We start from the raw sequence: 26818 nt of genomic DNA, 5'->3' as shown, positions 1-26818 counted from the left end.
GTCCTCTGCCAATCTGCAAATTTGAAATTTGTTTGAACACCGAAAAACAGTGATGGTGTTTGCGGGTTGATATAAATTTCCTTATACTGAAACTATGTTATATTAAAGTTAAAATAAGACTTAGGAGTGATCGTAATGAGTGAAGCAGCACAAACACTGGACGGCTGGTATTGTTTACATGATTTCCGTCTGATCGACTGGGCTTCTTGGAAAACGTTATCAAGTGACGAACGCCAATTGGCCATCTCAGAATTCCAAGGTTTACTGGATAAATGGAATATGACACAAAGTGACAATGAAGGCAGCCATGCCCTATATTCCATCGTTGGTCAGAAAGCGGACTTCATGCTTATGTTTGCCCGCCCAACCATGGAAGAATTGAATGCAATTGAAAACGAATTCAACAAAACGAAGCTTGCCGAATATACAGTTCCCGCTTATTCATACGTTTCCGTCGTGGAATTAAGCAATTACTTAGCTGGAGGAGATGGTGAGGACCCTTACCAGAACCCTCATGTTCGTTCAAGACTTTATCCGATACTTCCAAAAGCGAAACATGTATGCTTCTATCCAATGGACAAGCGTCGTGATGGCGATGATAACTGGTATATGCTTTCCATGGAAGAGCGCAAAGGCTTAATGCGTTCCCACGGCTTGATTGGCCGCAGTTATGCCGGTAAAGTAAAACAAATCATTTCGGGTTCTGTCGGTTTTGACGATTATGAATGGGGCGTTACACTATTCGCAGATGATGTCCTTCAATTTAAAAAATTAATCTATGAAATGCGTTTTGATGAAGTGAGTGCACGTTACGCTGCATTTGGTTCTTTCTTTGTAGGCAATATCCTGCCGGAAGAAAACGTACCTTCATTCCTATACGTATAAGACGATGGGCTTCCGGTTTCCGGAAGCTTTTTTTGCGTCCCCTCCTTTTTATTTTTCCCCGGCTGTGGAATAAATCCAATCCACATCCCATACATTTTCAATAGTGATGAATTTATTTTTTCACAGTCCCATTCAGCTTCAGGAAAATTGATCAAGGCAATTCCTGACTCCAGCGAGGTGAAGGAACGTTACTTCTATTCATTAGCCGGCAAGAGGATATGGTTTATATCATGAACGGCAGCCGTTATGTATCGCTTAACTTTCATTGTGGTTTTTTAAGCCACCCGGGGATTGTCCAGAAAACATATACAATACTACCGGTCGCTATAAATCGCACAGTTTCTCCCAGTCCACACTCTCGGATTGTCCAAATTCCACAGCATCAACTAAACCTTGAATTTAGGAGGGAATGCAATGTCACAAAATAATCCTTATGGTAATTACCCGTACGGCGGAAGCCCCTATTACCCTTATGAGAATAATGAGCCTGAACTAAGGCAGCAGAATCCTAACCAGCAACAAGGGTACCCGCAGCAAGGATACCAACAACCATCATACCAGCCACAACAGCCCACTATGGCAGGCACGCCACAACAAATGCCGATGCAGGTGAGTCCAGCCACTTCCGGACCACAGATACCTGGCATGCTTCCGGTCGAACAGTCGTACATCGAGAACATCTTGCGTTTGAATAAAGGGAAATTGGCCACTGTTTATACAACGTTTGAAAACAACAAGGAATGGAATGCCAAGATCTTCAAAGGAATCATCGAGGCTGCAGGACGCGATCACTTAATCATAAGCGATCCTCAAACGGGAAAACGATACTTAATCCCGATGGTATACTTAGATTATATAACGTTTGATGAAGAAATCGAATATGAATATCCATTTGGAGGCACTGGGCTTACCACCTATTCGCCAAGATGAAGAAAATCCAATAAAGAAGAGCCTCAGAATCTATTTGATTTTGAGGCTCTTCTTATATTGGAATGACTTTTTTCTTTACAAGTATTTATATGCAGCAATGATCATTAAGACCCAAGCAACCAAGAATGAAACCCCGCCAAGCGGTGTGATGGCACCAAGGACTTTGATTTGTGTAACGCTTAGAACGAATAGGCTTCCGGAAAACAGGATAATTCCTATTAGCATAAGCCAGCCGGACCAGTTGATCAGCGGACTTGAAATTTTCCCAGCCAATAAACCGATTACCAATAAACCCACCGCATGGAACATTTGATATTGAACAGCGGTTTGCCAGGTTTCTAAATATTTATCAGGAATTTTCCCTTCCAGTCCGTGTGCACCGAATGCACCAAATGCCACAGCAATAAACCCATTCAATGCACCTAAAATGATGAACAGTTTCAATTATTTCGCTCCCCTTCCCTAATTTAAAAATCGAACAAGGACTCCCCATTGGCCTCATCCATTTTAACCGGTTCTACATTCGGTGTAGCCGACATAACGGGCTGGGTCAATGTGATTGGCTTCGGAATGCTGATGTTCGCTGCTTTTTCATCAACCATCACTTCACAAAGGGACTTAATGGCGATTACATACCCCTGCACCTTATCCTCTGAATTTGCCTGTTTCGCTTTTAAAACAAGCTCTTCGATTTTATCTAACATTTGTCTTGATGAAATATCCAACTTTACCACCTCGTCTATATACAGGTCAAAACTATCATAACTAGCATAGCAAAAATCAGAGAAGAAAACACCTTGCATATTTCCTACCTCTTAATTGGCTTGAAATTTCAAGCATGGCTGCCCTGAAGAATGAAAGACATCACGAGAAGGCTGATTTGATGTTTTGAATTGAAAAGCACGGCGGCCCTTTGGAAAACTGGAATCCCAAGTTATATAGAAATGACGGCACGCCATACAATTCACCCGTTTCATTTTCTTGCCCATATCATCGGTTCGAGATTTTCCAATCAATTGGGGATTCCCCCATTTCCATCAGCAATTGATTTGTTTTGGAAAAAGGTTTGGTGCCAAAGAAACCACGGGAAGCCGACAGCGGACTCGGATGTACGGACTTAATGACTTTATGACGGGTTTCATCAATCAAAGGGATTTTGGTTTGAGCAGGTTTCCCCCACAGGATGAATACAACCGGTTTCGGACGGTCATTCAATAGGCGAATAACTTGATTCGTAAAGATTTCCCATCCTTTTCCGCGGTGTGAGTGTGCTTCTCCCTCACGTACAGTCAAGACGGTATTCAATAGGAGCACTCCCTGTTTTGCCCATTCGGCTAGGTAACCGTTATCAGGAACCTCATAGCCTAGATCGGTGTGTAACTCTTTAAAAATATTTCTTAAAGAAGGTGGGATGCGAACCTCCGGCTTAACTGAAAAACTAAGGCCATGCGCTTGACCCTGGCCATGGTAAGGGTCCTGTCCAAGGATGACAACCTTTACGTCTTCATAAGGAGTATAGTGAAGCGCATTGAAAATATCGTCCTGATCCGGATGAATGACTTGCTGACTGTACTCTTGCTTTATAAATTCCCATAGCTCCTGGTAATATTCTTTTTTGAATTCCTCTTTCAATAGAGGCCACCAATCATTTGTTAATAACTGCTTTGCCATGTGCCACAGCCCCTTTCCACTTTTTGAAACTATATTATATCAAAATTAATCGCCTTGCCTTTTTCCATAGATTACGATTTATGTTTCTATATACCCCAAAAGTGGGAAAGTAGAAAGTTAGCAAGCAATTTTACCATGTTGGAGGATTCCCTATGAAAAAATGGTACAAAAGAAAACGATTTTATCTCCTTGTTAGCATTTTGATTGTCATTGCAATCGTAATCGTCTATAACAGCTACAAACCTCTCCCCGATGGTATTTCCTATGAAGGGAAGGTTCATCATGTCGAGGATATCGATTTCATCTATGACCTTTCCTATCACGATGAACAAGGGAATCTGCAACATGAGCAGCGAATTTTCCAAACCATAAATCAAGCCATACAAGAGGCTGATTCTTATATCGTAATCGATATGTTTTTGTTTAATGCTTTTTATGATGAAAAGATAAACTTCCCGAAGTTAACCGAGACTCTGAAGGATAATCTGGTTGAACAGAAGAAAAAGAAACCGGACCTCCAGGTTATATTCATTACTGATGAAGTGAATACTTCCTATAATGCCTACCAGTTAGAGGCATTGGAAACGATGAAGAAAAATGGAATTGATGTCATTGTTACCAACTTAGACCGCCTCCGGGATCCGAATCCTCTCTATTCAGGTGTGTATCGGACATTTTTCCAATGGTTCGGTGAAAGCGGGAAAGGCTGGATTGTGAATCCAATGGCTAAAAGCGCACCAAAGGTCACCTTACGTTCTTATCTTAGATTGATGAATATCAAAGCCAATCACAGAAAAGTGGTCGCTACTGAAAAAACGGCCATTATCTCATCTGCCAATCCTCATGACGCAAGTGGATTCCATTCCAATATTGCGTTCCAGATGGAAGGGAATATCATCGGCGATTTTGTTAACGCAGAAGAAGCCGCTTCGAAATTCTCGGGAGGACCTAAGTCATTTCCTGAGTTCAAAGGGACATCAGCAGATAAAGGGCCGATATCGGTACAACTGCTAACGGAAGGTAAAATCAATAAACATGCCCTTAAGGCAATTAAGGATGCAAAAAAGGGTGACAAGATCCATCTTGCCATGTTCTACATTGCCGATCGCGAGGTTGTCGAGGCATTAACGGATGCAGCTAAACGGGGTGTGAAGATTCAAATGATATTGGATCCGAATCAAAACGCTTTCGGAAGTGAGAAAATCGGGCTTCCCAATCTTCCAGTTGCCGCCGAATTCGAAAAACTGGGGGATGAAAACATCTCGATCCGCTGGTACAAAACAGATAAAGAACAGTTCCATACAAAGTTGATGATGATCCAAAAGGCTAATGAGACGGTTATCCTTGGAGGATCGGCTAATTATACCTCACGCAATCTAGATGACTATAATCTTGAAGCGAATGTTGAAATCCATGCTCCAAATGATGCGGACGTTTCAAAAGATGTCGATAGCTATTTTCAAAGACTCTGGATAAATCAAAATGGAACCTACACGGTGGATTACAGTGAATATCAAAAGAAACTGCCTGTCTTTAAATACTTGACCTACCGCATTCAGAAGGTGTTCCGCTTCACCACTTACTAAAATTCCCTTCTATATAAATGTTTATCAGTGCCCAAATAAGGTTATATACTACTATAGCCAATCAACAACTGTAATAAGCAAGATTCCATTTACCTATAATCAAGAGAATCTTACTAGAATTCAAGGAGGAGTTTATATGTATCAAGTACATGTAGTAGAAAACGGTTTACAAGCAAAGGAAAAAATCGATGAATTAGTTACATCAGGTTATACGAAAGACGATGTATATTTGTTTGCCCATGATAAAACCCGTTCAAAGCACCTTACCGAGAATACAAATACAGAAGGTGTAGGCATGAAGGAACAAGGTTTCCTTGATAGCGTCGGAAATCTCTTTAAATCACGCGGAGATGAACTTCGTAACCGAATGAGCAACCTTGGCCTTAGTGATATGGAGGCAGAACGTTACGAGGAAGTGCTTGACGAAGGAAAAGTAGTTATCGTTGCTTCCAAACAAGATAATAAAGACGGGGTTACACACTAAAACCCGATAACCATTGCCCTATATGAATATAAAAAACGAGGCTCCTTAACCGGCAGCCTCGTTTTTTATATTCATTATCCAAGGATTCTTTGGTATGTGGCCTTTGCATGGACCATGTCCTTCGTACCGTGAATCAACGCCCGGCCATCCTTGAAAATGACTATACGCTCCCCAGCTTTTTCACAAGAGAGAAGAAATGGATTGAATTTCACCAAATAGCCGCTTCCGTTCAGATCTTTGGCTAATTTATCGAGTTGCAGTTCCAAAGGTTTTGGCGGTCTAACCTGTACAGTATCCCTCCCGCAAAGAACAGCCGTTTTCGTTGCATTTTCCATTGTTAAAAAGGGATATGTCCTCTGCTCTCCGCATGAGAGACAATCTTTCTTTTTCGCTTTTGTTAATTTAACGGTTTGGTATTGATTTCTCCACAGATCAAAAGTAACAAGTGCAGGTCGTACCGATTCCCAATCTTCAACAAGTATTTTCAAAGCTTCGGCAGTTTGGTGTGCCACTACCATCGTTACAGCTGGTGATATGATTCCTCCTGTGTCACAGGTCATTCCTTGAATGGGGATTGCTTTAAGCAAACAGTGTAAACATGGAGTCTGTTCGGGAAGGATCGTCATAGTCATGCCCACACTCCCCACGCATGCCCCATAAATCCACGGTATATGAAGCTTTTGTGATAAATCATTAATAATCATCCGTGTCTCAAAATTATCGGTTGCATCCAATATCAAATCAACATCACCAAGCAGCTGTTCGAGGTTCTGGGCAGTTGCGTCCATGATGATGGCATTCACTTCAACTTCATGATTGATATCAAATAAATGACGCTTTGCCGCTTCTGCTTTTGGCAGTTTCTCATCGACATCCCGTTCCGTATACATTTGTTGGCGCTGTAAATTACTGGTCTCGACATAATCCCTGTCGACAATGGTAAGCTTCCCTACTCCTGCACGAGTAAGGGCCTCGGCATTAGCAGATCCCAAAGCCCCTGCCCCAAGAAGCAAGACATGCTTCTTCATAATTTTCAATTGGCCCCCTTCACCAATAGGGACGAATAAAGTCTGCCTTGAAAATCGCTCTTTCACCGTGAACCCTCCCTTCCGAATGCTTTAGCCTCCACTGACTGGTGGAATGAAAGCAACTGTATCTCCATCAGATAGAATCGTGTCATCATCGGCAAATTCTTCATTGACCGCTGTCATCACGGTTTCAAGACCTTCCAATTGGAAATCCACCTTCATTTTTCCTTTTAGCTGGGCTACACTCATTCCATTTCCTTCTATAGAAAGAGTCTCTTTTCCTAGCTCATCTTTCAATTGGGCAAATAAAAGTACATTAATCATCAATATCCCCCTCTTCCGGTTTCCCCGTTGGATATGGAACGGTTTCCAACTGGTTTCCGACCCATGTCTCCCCATCTTCCCAGTGTTCTTTTTTCCAGATCGGGACGATTTCTTTAATTCTTTCAATCGCATACCTGTTTGCCTCATATGCATCATTTCGATGTGGCGTACTAACGGCAATAACCACTGCGATATCCGTGATTTCAAGTTTACCTACACGATGGGTGATCGCCGTTTCTGCATCAGGCCATCGCTCCTTGATCTCAGATCCGATTTGCTCCAATTTCTTGATAGCCATCGGTTCATACGCTTCGTAAATTAAGAAGAGAGTCTTTTTTCCTTTCGTCATTTCCCTCACTGTACCAATGAAGGTCGTGACGGCACCTGCATTTCGCTTGACTACTTTATCAATCACTTCCTGGATGACAATGGGCTCTTTTGAAATATTATAATTCATGTCTACCATCCTTTATAAATAATTCAGTTTGATCAATATAACCTGCCTCTTGATAATCTTCCCTCGTATTCATATTGAAAAAAAGGTATTGAAAATGTTCAGGATTCTCGTGATATAACTTAAAGTCGGTTTCTTTCATGATTTTCACCGAAATCTTTTCCAAAAATTGACTCATTTTTAATTCATGTTTTAATAAGCACTCCGTCAGTACAGGAAGACACCTTTTATGGTAAACAGCAAAAAGCGGCTGGAGCCTGCCATTTATTTCTGGAATGACAGCATCGAATTCAGGTTCATAACGGGAAATGATATCCTTTATGGCATCTGCACTCGCAAACGGCATATCACAGGCTACAAGGAACTGAAGCTCCGTTTTCGATGAGGTCAACCCTGCATGCAATCCGCCAAGAGGCCCTTGATCCTTATGTAAATCCGGAATTAGCGGAAGTTGCAGAAAATGATATTCTTCAAATGTATTCGTAATGACCATAATGTTTTCTGACACCTTTTTCAATTCGGAAGCCACTCTTGAAATGTTCACAACGCCACCTATGGTCAAGAGGGCCTTATTGACTCCCATCCGGCTTGATTTCCCACCAGCTAAAAGCAACATTGTCCATTCCATAAGAATCACCCTCCCTTTTTGGGTTTAATCCAGCATCAAACGGTAAAGCTATACTAAATGTGTCCACTATATTTAAATATTTTAAATCAACTTTGAAAATAATGACACTTTCACAAACTTTGCTTTGTATATCAAAAGATGGAAATTGGATACAAAGCTAAAAAACAGGCCACCCATCCATACTGTTTCCTGAATTCCAGGTCTGAAAAATGACTTATGCGAGGCCATTCCATTACCTTCTCTAAGGCACTCATATTAAGGCGAAAACTAAGTTTTACATAAAAGAAATTTTGGTATATTCTAAAAATAGCATATTATCTGGTATGCTGATAATATCGATATCTAATTCTCCTGAGGAGGTCACATAATGACTATGAAAAGAGCTATGACAGTTGCCGGATCGGATTCGAGCGGCGGCGCGGGTCTACAAGCAGATTTAAAGACATTCCAAGAATTCGGCGTTTACGGCATGTCCGCTTTAACGACAATCGTGACGATGGATCCGAAGAATGGCTGGTCCCATAATGTATTCCCTACACCGGTCGAAGTTTTGGAAGCTCAAATCGAAACGATCCTGTCAATCGGCATTGATGCCATGAAAACGGGAATGCTTGGATCAGTGGAAATCATTGAACTTGTTGCCCGTAAAATAGACGAGCTGAAGCTGGACAAAGTCGTTATCGATCCAGTTATGGTATGTAAAGGTGAAGATGAAGTATTGCACCCTGAAACGGCTGTAGCTCTGCGGGAACTGCTTGTTCCACGTGCAACTGTAGTCACTCCAAACCTGTTCGAGGCCGCTCAGTTAGCGGGAACTGCGCCTATCAAGACGATTGATGACATGAGGGCTGCAGCTGAAAAGATTCATGCACTTGGTGCAAAATATGTCTTGATCAAAGGCGGTAATAAGCTGGATCTTGATAAAGCCATCGACCTTTTATATGATGGAAAAGAATTTGAAATCCTTGAATCAGAGAAAATCGAAACGACCAATACACATGGTGCCGGCTGTTCATCTTCTGCAGCTATTGCAGCTCAATTGGCTGAAGGGAAAAGCCCGCGTGAGGCTATCCTCATTTCTAAAGACTTCATTACCGAGGCTGTTCGCCACTCTTGGAAGATGAATGACTATGTTGGACCCGTCAATCATGGTGCATACCATAAATATGGAATTGCTGAAAAAACACAAAAATAAAACATCAAGTTTAATGGCCGCTCAAATTCATCGAGCGGCCTTTTTCGCTTTTTTTGTTTTTATTTAGTAAGATAGAAAGAAGGAATAGCTTATCTAGCCGCCCAGTTAAGGAGGAAATTATAGAATGAAACCTATAGACCGTACAGAGGTGCAAAATGCCATTGATTCTTTCGCCGGACAAGATGTATATCTTCACCTTGAAACGACAAATGGTGCCTATGCCACTCATGTAGATGAAGCTTTCTTTTCGGCAGGTGCTTATATCCGTAATGCTTTTATTAAGTATGAACATGGGAAGATAGTTGGCGATGGACCCTACCGCATCGGCTTGAAGCTAAATATTGGCTGGGTATATGCGGAAGGCGTTAACCACTTCGAAATGGATGAACAAGGAAGATTGCTATTGGCAGGCCTTGATTTTTCTGGAAAGCTTGCCGTCTCCATGCAACTCAGTCCTACTCCCTTTGAATGATGACAACTTGCTTGATATATTTCCGATGAAAACTCCCATTCACCGATAACCATACTCACTGTAAGTAGAACGGAAGGAGAAATATACCTTGGAAAAAGAACGCCATGTATTAGTCATATTCCCACATCCCGATGATGAAGCCTTCTCGGTCTCCGGAACGCTTGCCCTTCATAGAGAAGCGGGCACTCCTGTCACCTATTTATGCTTAACTTTAGGAGAAATGGGACGTAATTTAGGAAACCCTCCATTTGCAACAAGGGAATCGCTCCCCAAAATTCGTAAAAAGGAATTAATCGATGCAGCAAATGCGATTGGCATCCAAGATTTACGCATGCTTGGATTGCGTGATAAGACAATTGAATTCGAAGATGATGAAAAACTGACTTCATTATTTACTGATGCCATCAATGAATTGAATCCTTCATTGATCATTACATTTTACCCAGGATACAGTGTCCATCCAGACCATGAAGCTACAGCACGGGCTGTGGTTCGGGCCGTGGAAAGAATAGAAGAGAAAGAGAGACCTAAACTTCATTGTGTCGCCTTCTCGAATAACTGCATTGACGAATTGGGACATCCTGACATCATCCATGATATCTCTGCAGTCGAAGAAAAAAAGGTAGCAACCTTCACTGCCCACCGTTCGCAAACGCAGGCAATGGTGATCGATTGGAAAGAGAAATTCGAAAATCAGGATGCAGATTTTCTAGACTGGATCCGCAAAGAACGATTATGGACCTATAAATTTTAAAGAAACCGCCAATAAGGCGGTTTTCTTTGTTTATGGCATAAAAAAAACGCCTGTCGATTACAGGCGGAGAAAAGGGGGATACTTTGGAAAATCAATCATAATATAAGCATCCCCAAAATTCTTCATTTTATACAATCATATTCAAAAAATTAGGCAGACAAGCGTTCCTCATGCTGCATTTTCGTTCTTGCCGAGGCTTTTTTTCCATGTGCCAAGTAATAAATGCCAATAAGTACGAATGCAAAGATCGACATTCCTATGAATAACCCTTTGAACCCTGTAAATGGAATAAGGAATCCCAATAGGAATGGGCCAACACCAATACCGAAGTCATACATTGTAAAAAACGTGGATGTGGCTAATCCCATTCGATTTGATGGGGCTTCCTTAATGGAAATTGCTTGACAGCTTGATTGGAACGTACCATACCCCACTCCGATAAAGGCACCGGCAATCAGAAGCGTGATACCATGATGAGATTGGCTGAGGATGACCATACCGACGGCAAATAGTAAGAGCGATGGGTAAATAACTGCATTTTCCCCCTTCACATCAAACATCCGTCCTGTAAACGGACGGGACGCCAAAAGGAATACAGCAAATACGACGAAGAAAAAGCTCGCCGCATCCATTAAATCCATTTCCTTTGCAAAAGATGTTAAATAGGACAAGATGCTCGAATAGGTAAATCCGGCAAATCCGATAAAAATGGAAATGGGCAGTGCCCTTTTTTCAAAGTAATCACTGATCTTAAATCCTTTTTGTGGTGAAGCTCCGCCCTTTTCCCCTTCAGGCACATTCATGAATAATGATGCAACTAAAGAAAATCCGGCAAATAAGGAGGCTGCATAGAAAATGATGGAATAACTGAAATGCTGTGTTATCAGCAATCCAATAAACGGACCGAATGCCATTGCCAAGTTTGTACTCATGGCAAAGTAACCTGTACCTTCCCCGCGTCTTTCATTCGGAATGATATCTGCAGCAATCGTTCCAGTTGCCGTAGTGGCAAGGCCAAAAGCAAAACCATGAATAAGCCGATCGATCAATAAGAGGGATAAACCATTCACCAGGAAATAGCCAATGGAAGCAATCAGGAATAGAACCAACGATCCAAGCAACATCTTTCTGCGGCCGATCTTGTCGATTTTTTTCCCTGCAATCGGTCTGACAAGCACAGCCCCGAGAACAAAGATACTTGAAGCAAGTCCTGCTTGGGCTTGCGACGCATGAAAGTTATCCATCGTATAAATGGTCAATGTCACCATCAAGACATAAAAAGTTAAAAATAAAAAAAAGTTCGCAGACGAGACAATCAAAAAGTCTTTCGTCCACAATTTCGGTTTGTGATTCATTTCAATCCTTCTTCCTTACTATTGTTTTAATTTTTCCTTCAGGAAAATCAACGTTCGTAACGTTGCCTCTCGATCCTCTTCAGCCAAACCGCTCATTAATTGAAGTTCAAATTCTTCAACTACCTTTTTGGCCTCCTGATAAGTCCTTAAACCTGACTCCGTTAACTGTATTCTCCGTTCCCGCTTATCTTTTCCTGGGATTTGTTCAATCAAATCAAGTTCTTCCAACCGGTTTACCGTCCTGGTTACCGTCGGTTTCTCCACATCTAGATAAGTGCTTATTTCAACAAGCGTAGAACAGCCAAACTGATACAGATAATATACAATCGACCATTGGGAATGAAAAAGATCAACCTTGGCCAATTGTTCATTTAACTTTTTGGTAAATGACCTTGAAAATTGTAAGTTATGATGAAAAAAACCATTTTGAAAGGACAAAAGTATTCCTCCTGTAAAGTAGTTACCTAGGTAACTATACACCTATTCATTAGAAATGTCTAGCCTTCGGATGAACGAAAATAATCGTATGGACACTGTTTCCTCAGCTTCTCCATTGCTTCCGAGACAAAAAAATACCCTTTTCAGGAGATTCGGGATTTTATTTGGGAGTGGGGAGGAACTATGTGTATTTGGAGCAGGTACTCGTGAATTTCATGCCTTTGCCCGTAAGTTTGTGCGTTACTCGTGAATTTCACGCTTTTACTCGTGAGTTTGGGCGAAATGGTATGGGGCAAATCGGGGCCATGCCATGCTCTTTGGGGCCGATACTTCGAGGCCATATACAAAAAGGAAACCCCGCTATTAAAAGCGAGGCTTCCGATATTTGATCTTTGCGTTGCGGAATGATTTCATTCGAAAACTATTTTGAACCACACCAATACCACATCTCCGAACTTCTCATTAATAACTTCAGGGCATATTTCCCTTTAACCGAGAAAGTGGCAAACGATAAAGTTTATCATCCTTTTCATCAGAATTTCCTCGGCCGTCCGTATTATTGCTTATGAAATAAAGGAATTCTTCATCAACGAATACATCACGTATCCTTCCTGAGCCCGTAATGATATTAGTAAGTTTTCCGCTCTTTACTTCATAACTCTTAAGCGCTTCACCCCTTAAGGCTGCAAAATAGAGCTTTCCCTCAAAATAGGCCATGCCAGAAGGAGCCCATGTATTTTCCCCGGAATGAATCAATGGCTTTACCATATCAGGTTTTTGCTCATCGCCCTCTATCCCTGGCCAGCCATAGTTCTTACCTGGATTAATTTTATTTAATTCATCGTGAGCCGAATCTCCGTGCTCACTTTCATACAACTGTCCTGCCTCATCCCAGGCCAGGCCTTGTGGATTGCGGTGACCGTATGAATAGACGTAAGAATTCCCGAAAGGATTATCTTTCGGAATGGTGCCATCCAGGTTCATGCGTAGAATCTTCCCGCCTAAAGAATCTATGTCCTGTGCGATCTCAGGCTTTCTTGCATCACCTGTTGTTGCGTATAGCTTATCATCCGGTCCAATCCTGATCCTGCCGCCATGGTGGTAGTCCCCGCTTGGTATTCCGTCGATTAAGGTCTCCATCTCCTGCCATTTATCATCATTTTTTTCTAAAATGACGATTCGATTGATGGAATCCCCGCCTTCTTCATAAGTATAATAGGCGAAAGCTTGCCCGCTCTTAGAGAAATCGGGAGCTAGCAAAAATCCAAGCAACCCAGCTTCCGCTTTAGCTGACAATGTCTTTTTAAGGTTGACCTTTTGCCGTGTCATCTTATCCTTGTCCCATTCAACGATGGTTCCTGTTCGCTCTGACACATACATTGTGTCCCCATTCTTCTGAATCGACCATGGGGCATGCAGGTTCGTTACCAGCACATCCGGATCTTCCCCTAAAGTGCCCGTCACTTCTTTGTCAGGATTCGGCTGGTTTTTGCTGTCGTCATCATTCATGTTACAACCAGTTAAAATCAATGTAACCATAAGGAAAAATAAGAGCAATCTTTTCAAAAGTCTTTCCTCCTTCGATTCATGAGTTTAATAGGCTGACTGTTTAAGTACCTTTAAAATGGCCTCCGCTACACCGGATTCATCATTCTTTCCTGTTACTTCATCACACAGTTTTTTTATTTCTAGCGGGGCATTTCCCATTGCGACTGACAAACCTACCCGTTCAAACATGGATACATCATTATAATTATCCCCAATAGCCATCGTCTCCTTCATCGAGCCGGATTTTCCATTCACATATGTTTCAAGTGCCGTTCCTTTTTGAGCTGTTTCACTCATGATTTCCACATTTTCGCGCCCCGATGAAGTGACTGTAACTCCCTGCCCTTGCAATTTCGAAGCAATTTGATTTAATAAAGTTAAATCCTTTGAGAAGCTGAGAATTTTATAATACTCCTCATTCGAACGGCTAAATAACTCGGAATAATCGGAAATGGAAGTTACCTGTCCAAGCTGTAAACGCTCCTCCGCATATTTCCGCATGCTCTCAGGGTCAATGTCCGGATTGGCTGTAACGAATACATCAACCAAAACAGATATTGCGTTTTCATAGTCTTTAGAATAAATTCCCTGACTCGTATATATTTCGAAATAAATCCCTTGTTCTTCGAGGAATCCAGCTACCATTTTAGCAGTGGCAGCTGACATTGGATTGGAAGCGGCAATCTTTCCTTCCTCCGTAAAGAGGGCAGCACCATTTACACAGATGACAGGGCAAACAATACCTGCTTCATCTAAGGCGAACCTTGCTTCCACATAAGATCTTCCAGTAGCAATGATTACTTCCACTCCCTCGCTTTGCGCCTTCTGGATAGCGTGTTTATTTTCCTCACTGACCTTTTGCATTTTGTTTAGCAATGTTCCGTCCATATCAATCGCAATCGTCTTTATCAATTCAACCGTCTCCTCTTTTTCAATATAATCCCTATTTTAACCGAAAGGACGTGGATAAACACGTTTAACAAACCCGTATATATTCTTGGTGTGACTTCAGTCATTAAAAAATCCTATTATGTATATAAACAAACTGCACCTAATTAAGATAGGTGCAGTTTGTTTTCTTAATGTAGAATCGTTTGTCTATCGACATCTTGTGCCCGTTCAATAATCTGTTCGTGGATGTCTCTTTGAATGTCATCGATGGCTGTAAAGTCCATTGCTTTTACATAAATCTTTTCGAGTTCGTCATGCAGCTCTTTTGCCTTAGCCAGATTTGCTGTCGCTTCATTCATTTTCGTCCGGTACCTGGTGGAAACATCCTTTAACTGATCGGCATATATTTCATCTGTTCCTGGCAGGATGGCCGTTTTATATATATCAATGATTTCATCCCCTCCACAACTCGGGAAATATTCATGCGGGGATGTGCTGTCAAAAATGGCGATCCCTACCTCCCGGACGATTACCATGTCCAAGCTATGCGGATCGAAACCACAATGATATACTTCCACATCAAAGCCTCTTTGCTCGGCAGCCTTTGCAATCTTCTTCAGCATAGTTGATTTCCCTGAACCTGGACGTCCCTTTAAAAAGTACCGTTTTTGTAATCCCTCAGTAATATTGGGGATGAAATCAACTGCACCCTTTGGTGTAGCTGCGCCTAAGAATCGGTGACGAACATCCGACTTCTTATTAAGGACGATATCTCTATAAAAGCCTTCTATCAATTTATTGGTCAACCCATTCAATTTAGCGAAATCAATATTTGCCTTATAAATGTCTTCCCATTCATCATGTATCCTCAATGCTTCAGCGAATAGGGCATATGCCTTCTCAAAACTCTTGCTTCTCGCATTCGTCAATCTTATGATGGCCGCTCTCTCAGAAGCCAGCTGCTGGGAATTCCAGGCAGCCCCTAGATTGACATATTCCTCAATCGCCCCTGGCGCCTTCGGCTCAATCACATGCGGCGCGGTCCCATCCACGATTCCAATTTTCAAAGCCGGTATGATTACTCCATCAATGGAATCATTATCGGATGAACAATGTAAATACTCGATGTCATAGTCTTTATCCAGCCATTCTTGGCCGATTTTTTTCATAATGGTCGATTTACCTGAACCAGGTCCGCCTTTTAATATGAATAATCTTTCCAGACCTGTTAAATTGGAATCAAATAAACTATAAAACCCTTTAGCCGTATTGCCTCCAGCGTAATAATTCATCACTTTTCCTGTCACTTTTACACTCTCCCTCACAATAAAGATGTGAACTTCAAGACAGCGTATGAAGAAAAGACCCAATAGGTGAATACCTAAAGGTAAACAGTTTATTTTATTAGTGCCACAGATTCCGCTTGTGTGACTTCCAGGAATTCTGACGGTTTTAAAACGATTTGTGTACCGATCTTCCCTCCACTTACGATGATTTCAGGGAGGTTTGTTGCACTTTCATCGATAAAGGTCGGGTATTGCCTTTTCATTCCGATCGGGGAGCAGCCTCCCCGAATGTACCCTGTGTATTTTTGCAGATCTTTAACCGCAAGCATTTCAATTTTTTTTGCACCTGCGGCCTTCGCTGCTTTTTTCAAGTCCAGTTCGGTTGCTACTGGAATGACAAATACGTAAAGCTGCTGCGGTCCGTTATGAGTAACAAGCGTTTTAAAAACGGTTTCTGGCGCTTTTCCAATCTTGTCCGCAACAGTGATCCCGTCGATTTTTCCATCGCGGGCATCATAACTCATCATGCCATACTCTATACGTTTGTTATCAAGAATTCGCATTGCATTCGTTTTACTGGCTCCCATAAGAAAGTTCCCCTTATCGTTTTCTACCATTTTATCATTTTAAATACCAGGTAAAAAGAAGAGCACAGTGCTTATGCATCTGTGCTTTCCCTAAAAATTATTCTAAATGACGTCTTTGGAAATCAGCGATCCTCTTGTAGTCGCCTTCCAATTGCCTGCTCACGGATAAATAAATCGACATTAATTCTTCATACACTTGAACGTTCTCTTCGATCGGGACAAGTTCATTCGTTTCACCAACCATACCCTCAACCTCATCAAGGCTTTCGATTTCGCCTAAAGCGTATAATCCAAGAACGGCTGCACCTAAGCTCGAACTCTCAAAGCTTTCAGGAATTGTCACGTTTTGATTGAATATATCAGCCATGATTTGGCGCCAGAGCTTTGAGCGGACAAATCCGCCGCTTGCATGAATCTTCTCGGGGGCACCCGTCAACTCCTTTACAGCAAGAAGGACACTGTACAAGTTATACATCACACCCTCCAGCACTGCCCGGACCATATGGTCACGAGTGTGATGAAGCGCCAGTCCGAAGAAGGAGCCCCTTGCATCGGCACTCCATAATGGTGCCCGTTCCCCAGCCATATACGGGTGGAATATCAACCCATCAGAACCAGGTGCAATATTAGAAGCCATATCCGTCAGAATCTCATAGGAATCCTGTCCCGAAGCCTTCGCTTTTTCGATTTCCACACGGCCCAATTGATCGCGTGCCCATCGGAAAGTGATTCCCCCATTGTTGACCGGTCCGCCGATTACCCAATGATTCTCAGTAAGGGCATAGCAGAATGTCCTGCCTTTAGGATCCGTAAGCGGCCGGTCACTGACGGTTCTTACCGCACCGCTCGTTCCAATTGTCACTGCCAGAACGCCTGGCTTGATTGCGTTTTGCCCTAAGTTGGCAAGCACACCATCACTCGCTCCAATCACAAACGGGGTACCAGCATGAATGTTCATTTTTGTAGCTAATTCCTCACTTAAGCCTGAGAGGATATGCGTTGTAGGGACAAGCGTCGGCAGCTTGTCAGACCCAATTCCAGCAATGGTGAGTGCCTCTTCATCCCACTTCAGGTCATTCAAGTTGAACATGCCCGTTGCAGAAGCGAGCGAATAATCCATCACATACTCATTGAAAAACTTATAGATGATGTATTCTTTAATTCCTATAAATTTGTCCGTTTCGTTAAAAATCCCGGGATGCTCATTTCTTAACCACATTACTTTTGTGATTGGGGACATTGGGTGAATGGGTGTTCCCGTCCTGTGATACAATTGCCTCCCCTGTTCCGAAGCCTTCAATTTCTCCGCATAGGCAACACTTCGATTATCCGCCCATGTAATGCTATTCGTCAGCGGGTTGCCGTCTTTACCCATAGCGATCAAGCTATGCATCGCCGAACTGAACGATATGAAACCCAGTTCTTGCTTTTCTATTCCGCTTGCAATCATAACCTCGCCTATTGCAATGATGACCGCTTTATAAATTTCTTCGGGATCTTGTTCCGCTACGGAAGGAGTTGGACTGTGAAGAGGATATCCCTTCGAACAAGATTGGACAACCTCCCCCCCTTTTGAAAAAAGAACAACCTTCGTACTCGTCGTACCAATATCGATCCCCATCATATAACCTGAATGTCCCATATTTACATCAATCTCCTTTCTCTTAAACAATTGAATTCAATAGTAAGATTAGGATAAGTGAAACGACTGATATAATCGTTTCCATGACCGGCCAAGACTTTAACGTTTGTGCGACTGTTAAATTAAAGAACTCTTTGATCATCCAAAATCCTGTATCATTCACGTGTGATAGAATTAATGAACCTGAACCGATTGCAAAGACCAGCAATTCAATATTAACATCTGGTACAGATGATATGATCGGCAGCACAATACCTACCGCAGTTGTTATAGCGACATTTGCAACGAATTCCTGAACGCAATCATCGCTGATGGACGTGGAGGCATTAAACTATGTACAGTCGATAATCAGCTAACATAGGAATCCCGATTTCCAAAAGAATAAACCCGTTCTTTTTGCAATCGAATAAACGATTGGAAGCAGTAAAGCGAGCCCAACTTCGAAGAATACGGGCATCCCTACCATGAAAGCAACGATCAACATCATCGCCCAATGGACTTTCTTTTCACCGAACTTATCCAAAAGGGTATTCGCAATCCTGTCTGCACCGCCCTACTCGGCCATCATCTTTCCAATCATGGTGCCTATACCGAAAATGAGTCTATCTAATCAAGAGTATTACCTACCCCTGTCTGAACAGCATCTGCAACATCCGGAATATCCATACCTGCGATAATCCCTAAAATGAAGGCAGCGAGAAGTAACGCAATAAATGGGTGCCAATTTGCTTTGGCTTTGATAACGATCAAGAAAATGATAGAAACAAGCGCATAAACCAACAAACTTTTGTTATGGCTCTATCAACTAGATATCTGCTGCAACTCCTTGTGATGTTGATTAAAAAGATTCATGGATCGTTATGATTGTTTGTCTCTATATCATCCCAACCTTTGGAATCTCTTTAACCTCTCTATCTATATAAACTAACTCAGAATAATATTTTACAGTAATAACATAACAATACATAGAAAGAGTTATTCAATAATTCACTCTACATCAGGACAAGGCATCCATAAAGGTAAGACCTCCATGAAAAAAGCATCGAACCAGTTCATTGTGAACTAAACTCGATACCTGATTCAGTCATGAAATGATCATTCTCCAATAAAAAGAGGACCGGATCTGTGCTTGATTTCTTCCTCCAGATGTTCAGGATAAGCAATAAGGAAGCAGGTGGATGGCCCTGATGATTTTTTGATATCGACTTTATTACTTATATGCTCAGAAACACCTTCACCACTTTGATCCAGATGCTCCCATTCATACGCTATCCCTTTTGAGCCGACTGGAAGTGCCTGAACGTCTTCCATACCGCATAGGCTTTTATATAAAGATAATGGTGCGACCCAATCTTGTTGCTCCATAACTTCTTCTCCAACGAGCGGCCTGCCGATCAAAGCGATTTTCCGTAAAGGATGCTGCTTTTTAACGCATTCATTCACTCGTTTACCAATCACCATAACACCAAGTGCTGATTGAAGAAGCGGCATGTTACTTTCTGTGCTGCCAGTAATGGGAAGGTTCTCCATTCCCAATTCATTCAGTCCCTTCCTGACACCCCTGCTCAAGTCCTCCCAGGCTTCATCCCCGCAGAAATTATTTAGAACGACGGATACTGGACTTCCGCCAACGCCCAAACATTCCATGACTGCAACCCGAAAGGAATAATATCCAACGACCTCATAAGGGACATGGACAAGATCTTTTTCTTTTAGGCCGATTCCGCCGCTATTATCACTTGAAACAATCAATGATTCTGATTCGGAAAATGGTAAAATTAATGAATCACTCATTTTACGAGTCCATCTTTAAAAATCATTTTTTTCAAAACAGGCTCCAAGCGTGGCAGTAAAAGGGCTGCCAATCCTACATTTACCGCCGTCGCGGCCGTTAATCCCGGCACCAATAACGTGTAAAAACTAGGGCTGATCAGAACTGCGAAAGGCAGGGCTAAAACGAAGGCATTACCGATAAAGAAGAGGAAAAACGCGCCCACTTTTTTTCCGTGTATATATAAAATGCCAAACATCCATGCGAGAACTGCCATTTCGACCATGATCAAAAAGTGGAATGGCCCAAGTGGCATGCCGCCGATGAATGCCGAAATGATATGACCAAGCCCAGCTACAATAGCCCCCGATACCGGGCCAAGTATGACAGCCGCCAAAAGGGCCGGAAAACTATCCAAAGCGATACTCCCGATCGGGGAAGGGATTTTAATCATTGCCCCTACCGCCGATAAGGCAATGAATATAGCAATTGCACTAATTTTTCTTACATCCATGTTTACTCTTTTTCCTTTCTTTTCCCTCCACGGAATACATTTGCGCTGCGGATATATTCCACATCTTTCACACCAAGACGGAAGTTGATCACACGTGCAACAGCAAAGAAGTAATCCGACAAACGATTTAAATATTGAAGTGATAATGGTGAAACGGCCGCACCAGACTTGATCAATGAAACGACCAATCGTTCCGCCCTTCTTGTAACAGTACGGGCGATGTGAATGGTTGCAGCCGCTTTTGAGCCGCCAGGCAGGATAAACTTTTCCAATTCCGGGGCTTCAAGTATGAAAGCATCTATTCGTTCTTCCAAATAGGTAATGGCCTCCTCCGTCAGCTTTTGTGGAGCCTTCTCGGAAACGGTTGCCAAATCACCGCCGCAGTCAAACAACTCATGCTGGATCTTCTCTAGATCGGCCAGTACATCCGTAAATATCGCTGAATCCAATTCTGTCACCGCAAGACCGATATAGCTATTCACTTCATCGACCGTTCCATAAGATTCAACACGGATATCATCCTTATCAAGCCGACCTCCGATTACGCTTGTTTGTCCCTTATCCCCTGTACGTGTATAGATTTTCATCCCAATTGCCTCCTCTACTTTATTCGCTGGTTAATTCCATACCAGATGATATCAACGCGACTTGATATGGATGCTACATCTTGAAAGACCCATCCGCAGGCATCGCGCCATCTGCGATCTCTTGCTTCGATCGGGACAATGCCTTTGGAAATATCAGAACCGATCACAATGCAATTGTGTTCATCCTTTTCTTTCTCCCATATTCGCCAATCAGCCATGATTTCCTTCCATCTTTTTCGAATCGATTCTGAATCCATCTTTTCTGCATCTTGTTGAATCCATGCATCCAACCCTTGCAATACAACAGCCTTGCCTTGAAAATCAATCAATTCCGGCTGTTCTTTTCGATAACCGGATAGCCAAAGGACATCACTTTCCAAACCATACAACTGCTTTACCCATTTAGTTTTCCCATTATAGGCGCCTCCTGTAACAAAGTGCAGCGTTCTCCCCTCCTTAAGCTTTCCCGGTCTTCCCATATCAGCTCATATCCCCTGCCATGGGAAATTCCCCAATCAAAAAAGGACTTTTCCTTCGGGGCATAGCGGACCAATAAATCACGAATTACCCCTCCATGCGTCATTAGGGCAATTCGGTTCTCCTTACAGGCAATCAATTGGTTCCAACCATTATTAACACGCTCGGAAAATGCCGGATAGCTTTCACCCCCAGGTACCAGTGCCTCCATGGGACGTTCCAGCCAATTAAGATAATCTCCATCTGTTTTCAACTCATAATACGTCCGCCCTTCCCAACTGCCGAAGTTCATCTCACGGAACAAAGGGTTTTTGACCGGAACTGCATTTGGAAACAGCAGTCGTGCGGTTTCCACACAGCGGGGCAAATCACTGCTGTGAATTTTTTCATACTGTGGGTAAGATCCCCTTAAGTCCAGTATTTCCTTTTCTCCTTCGATACTTAATGGAGAATCCGTCCAGCCTAAATAAGCCTTTCGCTCATTTGCTACTGTCAGCCCATGGCGAAGTAGTGTAATAGCCACAATATCAGCCATAACCAAAGCTCAACTCCTTCCACGGATGCCCCCAGTACATCCCCCGTTATCCCGCCGAACCAACTGACGATTTTACGTTTTATATAAACCAGGAAAAACATCGCAGCCAGACACATGATGAAAAATAAGATGACAAGCTTAAAATCGATGATCCAGGCAAACGCCAGACTTACAAGGAGGTACAGCCAATAAATGGGCAAACTGCTTTTCATTACTGCACTTTGAAAAAAAGCACCGAGCCCCTCTTTTTTAGCCAGCGGCATCCGGATGAGTAAATAACCCATAACACATTTGCTTAAGAGCGGAAGGGCAATGATCAAGAAGTATGTCCATTCATTTACCCTTTCGACAATTTCATAGATAAATATGAACCGGGCGGCCAAAAGTACTATGACGGAGATGACACCGAAGGCACCTGTCCTGGAATCCTTCATTATTTCTAATCGCCGCTCTTTATCCTGATAGGAAAAAAAAGCATCACTTGCATCGATCCAGCCATCAAGATGCAAACCTCCCGTTAATGCCATCGTCAAAAACCAAAGGAAAAATGCAATCGCAAGCGATGACAATGGGGTCCATTCCACTAGTGCATACAAAACACCGCCCAATATCAAGCCTAGCAAAAGACCTACTAATGGAAAGGTTTGAATGGCACGGTGAATATATTTCTTCTCCATAGGAAGCTGCTTCTTTATTGGAAAAACCGTAAAGAACTGCAGGTTAATTAAAAATCCGATCACTCCGCTCATTCCTGCATGCACCCTTTCTTCCGCAATGGAATTCCCGCTTCTACAAGATAGGCTTCATCCGCCTGCCCGACGATCGTTTGATGAAGCTGGCCCAATGTTTTTCCGTATATATGGAGGAAATCATCCTGGAAAATTGGTTCCTGCACCAATTCATTGCTCACGACTATTAAACAGCTGGATTGTTTTCTTATCTCATTGATCCCGGTTATTATTTTTGAAAAAACGCTATCTAAAAATTCTTCTTCAAGCGGAATACCAGGGCCAAATAGTTCGTTATCAAGCAGGGTTGTCAGACAATCGAGCAGAATTATAGAATCCTGATCAATGTCCGCCCCTATTCTTGTAATATCCGTTGCGTATTCGGAAGTTTTCCAAGCAATCGGGCTGCTTTCTCTATCTTTCCGGTGCCTAAGGATGCGTTCACCCATTTCAACATCACTGACACGGCCACAGGCGAGGTAATGCAAGTTCCCATCCATTTGGAGTGCATACTCCAGGGCTTTTCTTTCTGCGAAGCTGCTTTTTCCGGAACGGACACCCCCGGTTATAAAACAGAGCCTTGCCTTCTCCACTGTCTTACCCCCTCCATCAGTGCTTCGTTATCATGTTCACTCTTCACTGCAAACCGAAGCCACCTTCCATCCAAACCCGGGAAATTATAGGTATGGCGCGGTACAATTCCTTTTTTTAGCAAAAAGGGGAAAAGGGATAAGGATTCATCTTTAACCAAATAAAAATTAACTGTGCTATCGGAGACATTCAACCCTTGCTCCTCATAAAACCGGAATAGTTTTTGCTTTTGCAATGCAATGTAGTCTCTTGTTTTTTTCATATAGGCTTCTTCTGCGAGACAGATTTTCCCTACTTCAAGTGCCACATGGTTGACGCTCCAATGAGGTTTATAATTTCTTACCCGTTTTATGATGTCAGGTGCCGCAAGCAAATAGCCTAGTCTCAAACCCGGAATTGCAAAGATTTTAGTCATTGATCTTAGAATGAGTAAATGTGGAAATACATTGATTAAAGAAGCATAACTAAAGGCATCTTCCGTAAAATCATAAAAGGCCTCATCCAGGACAATCAGGCAATCCGCTTTTTGGCATTCCATGATCAATTCCTTAACTGCATCCCGCTTAAATGAAACACCCGTCGGATTATTAGGCGTACATAAGAAAATTGCATCATATTCGGGTAATCGGGGAATCAAACGATCCAAGTCCAATTGCCACTCAGGAGCATCAAGCTGGTGAAAATCGACCTTACATCCTGCTGCCAAGCAAGCCTCAGCATATTCCGCAAATGCCGGCTGAATGATTAGCACCCTTTGATTGGCTAATCCGTTCGCTACCAACATGATTATTTCAGCACCACCGTTCCCCATCAAAACGGATTGCTCAGGAAGAGCTTCTTTTTTTGCAATTGATTTTGTCAGTTCAATGGCATGCGGATCTGGGTATTGAAGGATTCCTTCAAAAAAACCATACCACTGTTCCTTTATGCGTAAAGGCGGGCCCAATGGGTTGATGTTAGCACTGAAGTCGAGAACCGATTCAGGCATTTCGATTTCCAGTGCTTCGTAAAGATAATGAGGATTAGAGCCATGAGAAGGTAATGTCAAGAATAAGTCCCCCTAGCCATAGCATCAGTAGAAATAGAAAAGATGACCGATGCATGATGGTAATCGTTTTTGGTATATGTTTTGCTTCCAATCGAACAAGCGGAACTCCCATCCTCGCACGGTCGGAAACAATTCCTTTGTACATATTCCGGCCTCCAAGCTGTATTCCCAAAATGGCAGCAACGCCTGCTTCACACCACCCGCTATTCGGGCTTGGATGTTTTTTTGCGTCATTGAATAATATCTTCCATCTGGCACCAAATCCATGATGGCTGGATTTCGAGCTCAGCAACATCAGGAATCCGGTGAGGCGGCTTGGAATCCAGTTGACGATATCATCGAGCTTGGCTGAAGCCCAGCCGAATTGCCCATATTTATCATTTTTGTACCCTACCATGGAATCGCAGGTATTAATCGCCCTGTATACCATCGCGAGCGGCGCACCGCCAATAGCTGCCCAAAACATCGGTGCTGTAATCCCATCACTAGTATTTTCCGCTACGGTTTCCACGGTTCCCCTGACTATTTCGGATTCATCGAGATCAGCAGTATCACGGCCCACGATATAGGAAAGCTTAAGCCTCGCTTCAGGAAAATCCCGTTCATTAAGCGGAAGGCAAACATCCATCCCAGCTTGCTTCAAGCCCTTCTGAGCTATCGTAGTAGAAATGACAACAGCTTCCCAAAGGATACCTGCAAGCGGATGGATCCGATAAGCCAAATAGACGGTAAGACCAGTAATCAGTAACACCGCCGATAAGACGATGATCAACATGAAGAGTCCATTCCGTTTCTTATATGCCCCTCTATTGAATGCCAGATCCAACTTGCTTATTATCGTTCCTATCCATTTGACTGGATGCGGCCAATTTGGCGGATCACCAATTAATAGATCAAGGAAAAACGCCAGCGTAACTGCCAAAAGATGCTGAAAAATCATAAATCCTCAATCCGTTTCCGAGTATTCTTTAATGCTTCCACTGTACAATCATAAACACCGCGACTGATCAGCTTCCCTAACGGAGTGATGGTGCCCGCATATTGAAGCTTTGCACCTCTTTGAGTTGCCGCAATCAAAATGCTGTCTGTCGATGTTCCTGTTGCACATGTATTTGTCACCTTATCCATGACATGCAAATCATGAAGGGCTTTTACTTTTGCCTCGGTCGCAGTAACTATGCTGTGGATGAAAGCCTCTTCTGCCAAATGCCCATTTACGAATATCCAAGTATTTATCGTTCCTGGAGCGGAACTCCAAGAATGCCGGTCTGCTAAAGAAGCGTCGATGGCATTGCCTACACCAGCTGTCACGATAATAAAAACCGAGAAATCTTCAGCTCTTAGTAGCTTGAAAGCAACCGTATCGAGATAGACAGCTGTCATCATCCCTACCGTTTCCTGAGGTTCAAAACCATGAGTCTTTAAATAGTCGGCCATTTCAACATGATGGTCCTCGCAATCATAGCCATGATGGACGTGCCTATTCACAAAATATTTATGCCAGCCCGTCCCTGAACCAGTCACTCCAGAAGACATCGTTCTAAGCATGATCGGAGAATCCAATTGAATCATCTCAGGACCGACTGTCAAATAAGAACCATCGATTTCCAATGGGATAGTATCATGGACATGCTTTTCCGGAACGATGAACATCTGTGGTTTCGGAAGGGCGGGATGTGGATGTTTTTCGATCGTCGTATGATATACATCCTGAATCCGTTCCTGTTGGAGCACTTCGTTCGGCACATCAACAACCTGAATCTGCCCTTTCTCAAGCAACATAAGCCGATCACAATATAATCCTGCTAAATTCAAATCATGAAAAATTGAAATAACGGTCAACTTCTGCTCTTTTGCCATTTTCCTCATTAGATCAAGAAGATCTTTTTGATAGGAAAGATCCAAGTGGTTCGTAGGTTCATCCAAAAAAAGGATTTCCGGCTCTTGAGCAAGTGCCTGTGCCAGCAAGACCCTTTGTCTCTCCCCTCCTGATAATCGTTCAAAATGAAGATCCTGAAAATCAGCTACTCCCGTTTGTTCCATAACTCGTTGGACAATCGATTCATCTTCTGCGGACCAACTATGGAACCAACCTGATTGATGGGCATATCGCCCAAGTGAGACCGTCTCTTTTACTGAATAGGAGAAAGCTAATGAGGAATGTTGAGGGAGCACAGCAATGACCTGTGCAAGTTGCTTTGACGAATAATCCTTCAAATCCCTACCTCTTATCCGTACGCTTCCGCCATTATAATCGAGCACCCCGCTAAGCATGCTTAAAAGCGTCGTTTTCCCGCTGCCATTTGGACCAAGAATCCCGAATAATTCCCCTTTATGTACATCAAAAGAGACAGAGTCCAAAACAGCTTTGTTATGATATCCACCTGTTAACCCTCTTACTTCAAGCAT

32 protein-coding genes and 1 pseudogene are annotated in these 26818 nt (G+C 42.7%); 8 read left to right on the top strand and 25 right to left on the bottom strand.

Translation table 11 applies throughout. From position 1 onward, the window contains the following. The first annotated feature begins 135 nt into the window (after positions 1-135). Together hemQ and gerQ are read left to right on the top strand one after the other, a co-directional pair. The gene (gene hemQ / locus BS1321_RS13005; protein ID WP_063234194.1) at positions 136-885 is read left to right on the top strand and encodes a hydrogen peroxide-dependent heme synthase; all 750 of its coding nucleotides are present in this window, start codon (positions 136-138) and stop codon (positions 883-885) included. 414 nt (positions 886-1299) lie between these two features. Next, complete coding sequence (gene gerQ / locus BS1321_RS13000) at positions 1300-1815, top strand: spore coat protein GerQ (RefSeq protein ID WP_063234195.1); 516 nt, start codon at positions 1300-1302, stop codon at positions 1813-1815. 75 nt (positions 1816-1890) lie between these two features. Here gerQ and BS1321_RS12995 read toward each other — a convergent pair whose 3' ends face one another. From BS1321_RS12995 to BS1321_RS12980, 3 genes are all read right to left on the bottom strand, one after another. Then, positions 1891-2259 (bottom strand): DUF423 domain-containing protein, encoded by a 369-nt coding sequence (locus BS1321_RS12995; protein ID WP_063234196.1) that lies wholly within the window; start codon positions 2257-2259, stop codon positions 1891-1893. 23 nt (positions 2260-2282) lie between these two features. Beyond that, the gene (locus BS1321_RS12990; RefSeq protein ID WP_063234197.1) at positions 2283-2618 is read right to left on the bottom strand and encodes a YwdI family protein; all 336 of its coding nucleotides are present in this window, start codon (positions 2616-2618) and stop codon (positions 2283-2285) included. 187 nt (positions 2619-2805) lie between these two features. Then, positions 2806-3486, bottom strand: a complete 681-nt coding sequence (locus tag BS1321_RS12980) for a uracil-DNA glycosylase (protein ID WP_063234198.1) — start codon at positions 3484-3486, stop codon at positions 2806-2808. A 152-nt stretch (positions 3487-3638) separates the two neighbouring features. Here BS1321_RS12980 and BS1321_RS12975 point away from each other — a divergent pair, with 152 nt between their 5' ends. Both BS1321_RS12975 and BS1321_RS12970 read left to right on the top strand, forming a co-directional pair. Continuing rightward, positions 3639-5072, top strand: coding sequence for a phospholipase D family protein (locus BS1321_RS12975; protein ID WP_063234199.1), 1434 nt, complete (start codon positions 3639-3641; stop codon positions 5070-5072). 136 nt (positions 5073-5208) lie between these two features. Continuing rightward, a complete protein-coding gene (locus tag BS1321_RS12970; protein WP_063234200.1) occupies positions 5209-5556 on the top strand; it encodes a YflT domain-containing protein in 348 nt (115 codons plus the stop codon). 74 nt (positions 5557-5630) lie between these two features. Here the strand turns inward: BS1321_RS12970 and BS1321_RS12965 are convergent, their stop codons facing one another. The 4 genes from BS1321_RS12965 to mobA are packed head-to-tail and all read right to left on the bottom strand — an operon-like array spanning position 5631 to position 7990. Beyond that, the gene (locus BS1321_RS12965; protein WP_063234201.1) at positions 5631-6650 is read right to left on the bottom strand and encodes a MoeB/ThiF family adenylyltransferase; all 1020 of its coding nucleotides are present in this window, start codon (positions 6648-6650) and stop codon (positions 5631-5633) included. A 24-nt stretch (positions 6651-6674) separates the two neighbouring features. Next, entirely contained in the window at positions 6675-6908 is a 234-nt protein-coding gene (gene moaD / locus BS1321_RS12960) for a molybdopterin converting factor subunit 1 (RefSeq protein WP_063234202.1), read from the bottom strand. Further along, positions 6901-7365 (bottom strand): molybdenum cofactor biosynthesis protein MoaE, encoded by a 465-nt coding sequence (locus BS1321_RS12955; RefSeq protein ID WP_063234203.1) that lies wholly within the window; start codon positions 7363-7365, stop codon positions 6901-6903. The genes moaD and BS1321_RS12955 overlap by 8 nt, the downstream gene beginning before the upstream one ends. Next, positions 7355-7990, bottom strand: coding sequence for a molybdenum cofactor guanylyltransferase (mobA, locus tag BS1321_RS12950; protein ID WP_063234204.1), 636 nt, complete (start codon positions 7988-7990; stop codon positions 7355-7357). Before mobA ends, BS1321_RS12955 begins: the two co-directional genes overlap by 11 nt. 367 nt (positions 7991-8357) lie before the next feature. Here mobA and pdxK point away from each other — a divergent pair, with 367 nt between their 5' ends. The 3 genes from pdxK to bshB2 all read left to right on the top strand — a co-directional run bounded on the left by pdxK (position 8358) and on the right by bshB2 (position 10411). Continuing rightward, positions 8358-9185, top strand: coding sequence for a pyridoxine/pyridoxal/pyridoxamine kinase (gene pdxK / locus BS1321_RS12945; protein ID WP_174524180.1), 828 nt, complete (start codon positions 8358-8360; stop codon positions 9183-9185). Between the two features lie 124 nt (positions 9186-9309). Beyond that, a complete protein-coding gene (locus BS1321_RS12940) occupies positions 9310-9657 on the top strand; it encodes a YojF family protein (protein ID WP_063234205.1) in 348 nt (115 codons plus the stop codon). A gap of 88 nt (positions 9658-9745) precedes the next feature. Next, positions 9746-10411: a bacillithiol biosynthesis deacetylase BshB2 gene (gene bshB2 / locus BS1321_RS12935; protein ID WP_063234206.1), complete on the top strand. Its 666-nt coding sequence runs from the start codon at positions 9746-9748 to the stop codon at positions 10409-10411. A 149-nt stretch (positions 10412-10560) separates the two neighbouring features. On the opposite strand, the gene BS1321_RS12930 is transcribed toward bshB2, so the two are convergent. After that, positions 10561-11766: an MFS transporter gene (locus BS1321_RS12930; protein ID WP_063234207.1), complete on the bottom strand. Its 1206-nt coding sequence runs from the start codon at positions 11764-11766 to the stop codon at positions 10561-10563. Between the two features lie 18 nt (positions 11767-11784). Continuing rightward, the gene (locus tag BS1321_RS12925) at positions 11785-12204 is read right to left on the bottom strand and encodes a MarR family winged helix-turn-helix transcriptional regulator (RefSeq protein ID WP_063234208.1); all 420 of its coding nucleotides are present in this window, start codon (positions 12202-12204) and stop codon (positions 11785-11787) included. 185 nt (positions 12205-12389) lie between these two features. On the opposite strand from BS1321_RS12925, the gene BS1321_RS12920 reads away from it, so the two are divergent. Next, the gene (locus BS1321_RS12920; RefSeq protein ID WP_063234209.1) at positions 12390-12593 is read left to right on the top strand and encodes a hypothetical protein; all 204 of its coding nucleotides are present in this window, start codon (positions 12390-12392) and stop codon (positions 12591-12593) included. 82 nt (positions 12594-12675) lie between these two features. Here BS1321_RS12920 and BS1321_RS12915 read toward each other — a convergent pair whose 3' ends face one another. The 16 genes and pseudogenes from BS1321_RS12915 to BS1321_RS12840 all read right to left on the bottom strand — a co-directional run bounded on the left by BS1321_RS12915 (position 12676) and on the right by BS1321_RS12840 (position 26818). Beyond that, entirely contained in the window at positions 12676-13770 is a 1095-nt protein-coding gene (locus tag BS1321_RS12915) for a PQQ-dependent sugar dehydrogenase (RefSeq protein WP_063234210.1), read from the bottom strand. 27 nt (positions 13771-13797) lie between these two features. Beyond that, positions 13798-14664: a Cof-type HAD-IIB family hydrolase gene (locus BS1321_RS12910; protein WP_063234211.1), complete on the bottom strand. Its 867-nt coding sequence runs from the start codon at positions 14662-14664 to the stop codon at positions 13798-13800. Positions 14665-14831: 167 nt separating this feature from the next. Then, positions 14832-15950: a PRK06851 family protein gene (locus BS1321_RS12905; protein WP_063234212.1), complete on the bottom strand. Its 1119-nt coding sequence runs from the start codon at positions 15948-15950 to the stop codon at positions 14832-14834. Between the two features lie 89 nt (positions 15951-16039). After that, entirely contained in the window at positions 16040-16516 is a 477-nt protein-coding gene (ybaK, locus tag BS1321_RS12900) for a Cys-tRNA(Pro) deacylase (protein WP_063234213.1), read from the bottom strand. A gap of 97 nt (positions 16517-16613) precedes the next feature. Continuing rightward, entirely contained in the window at positions 16614-18158 is a 1545-nt protein-coding gene (gene gntK, locus BS1321_RS12895) for a gluconokinase (protein ID WP_063234214.1), read from the bottom strand. A 22-nt stretch (positions 18159-18180) separates the two neighbouring features. Next, a pseudogene (locus tag BS1321_RS12890) lies at positions 18181-18941 on the bottom strand (GntT/GntP/DsdX family permease). Between the two features lie 312 nt (positions 18942-19253). Continuing rightward, on the bottom strand, positions 19254-19952 hold the full coding sequence (locus BS1321_RS12885) for a hypothetical protein (protein WP_063234216.1): 699 nt from the start codon (positions 19950-19952) through the stop codon (positions 19254-19256). After that, the gene (locus BS1321_RS12880) at positions 19949-20443 is read right to left on the bottom strand and encodes an ECF transporter S component (RefSeq protein WP_063234217.1); all 495 of its coding nucleotides are present in this window, start codon (positions 20441-20443) and stop codon (positions 19949-19951) included. Before BS1321_RS12880 ends, BS1321_RS12885 begins: the two co-directional genes overlap by 4 nt. 2 nt (positions 20444-20445) lie before the next feature. Beyond that, positions 20446-21030, bottom strand: coding sequence for a cob(I)yrinic acid a,c-diamide adenosyltransferase (locus tag BS1321_RS12875; protein ID WP_063234218.1), 585 nt, complete (start codon positions 21028-21030; stop codon positions 20446-20448). A 14-nt stretch (positions 21031-21044) separates the two neighbouring features. After that, positions 21045-21419, bottom strand: a complete 375-nt coding sequence (locus BS1321_RS12870; protein ID WP_063234219.1) for a bifunctional adenosylcobinamide kinase/adenosylcobinamide-phosphate guanylyltransferase — start codon at positions 21417-21419, stop codon at positions 21045-21047. A 5-nt stretch (positions 21420-21424) separates the two neighbouring features. Then, positions 21425-22042 carry a histidine phosphatase family protein gene (locus BS1321_RS12865; RefSeq protein WP_063234220.1) on the bottom strand — a complete coding sequence of 206 codons (618 nt, stop codon included), beginning with the start codon at positions 22040-22042 and terminating at the stop codon, positions 21425-21427. After that, positions 22000-22791: an adenosylcobinamide-GDP ribazoletransferase gene (gene cobS, locus BS1321_RS12860; RefSeq protein WP_063234221.1), complete on the bottom strand. Its 792-nt coding sequence runs from the start codon at positions 22789-22791 to the stop codon at positions 22000-22002. The genes BS1321_RS12865 and cobS overlap by 43 nt, the downstream gene beginning before the upstream one ends. Then, positions 22788-23363, bottom strand: coding sequence for a bifunctional adenosylcobinamide kinase/adenosylcobinamide-phosphate guanylyltransferase (locus BS1321_RS12855; protein WP_063234222.1), 576 nt, complete (start codon positions 23361-23363; stop codon positions 22788-22790). Before BS1321_RS12855 ends, cobS begins: the two co-directional genes overlap by 4 nt. Continuing rightward, entirely contained in the window at positions 23336-24409 is a 1074-nt protein-coding gene (cobD, locus tag BS1321_RS12850) for a threonine-phosphate decarboxylase CobD (protein WP_094246608.1), read from the bottom strand. Before cobD ends, BS1321_RS12855 begins: the two co-directional genes overlap by 28 nt. Then, complete coding sequence (gene cbiB / locus BS1321_RS12845; protein WP_063234223.1) at positions 24384-25349, bottom strand: adenosylcobinamide-phosphate synthase CbiB; 966 nt, start codon at positions 25347-25349, stop codon at positions 24384-24386. The genes cobD and cbiB overlap by 26 nt, the downstream gene beginning before the upstream one ends. Continuing rightward, positions 25346-26818, bottom strand: a complete 1473-nt coding sequence (locus BS1321_RS12840; RefSeq protein ID WP_063234224.1) for a heme ABC transporter ATP-binding protein — start codon at positions 26816-26818, stop codon at positions 25346-25348. The genes cbiB and BS1321_RS12840 overlap by 4 nt, the downstream gene beginning before the upstream one ends.

Source organism: Peribacillus simplex NBRC 15720 = DSM 1321 (assembly GCF_002243645.1).
In the GTDB taxonomy this organism is placed as follows: domain Bacteria; phylum Bacillota; class Bacilli; order Bacillales; family DSM-1321; genus Peribacillus; species Peribacillus simplex.
Note: the sequence above shows the minus strand (reverse complement) of the source record. Positions and strands in the feature narration are given on the sequence as shown.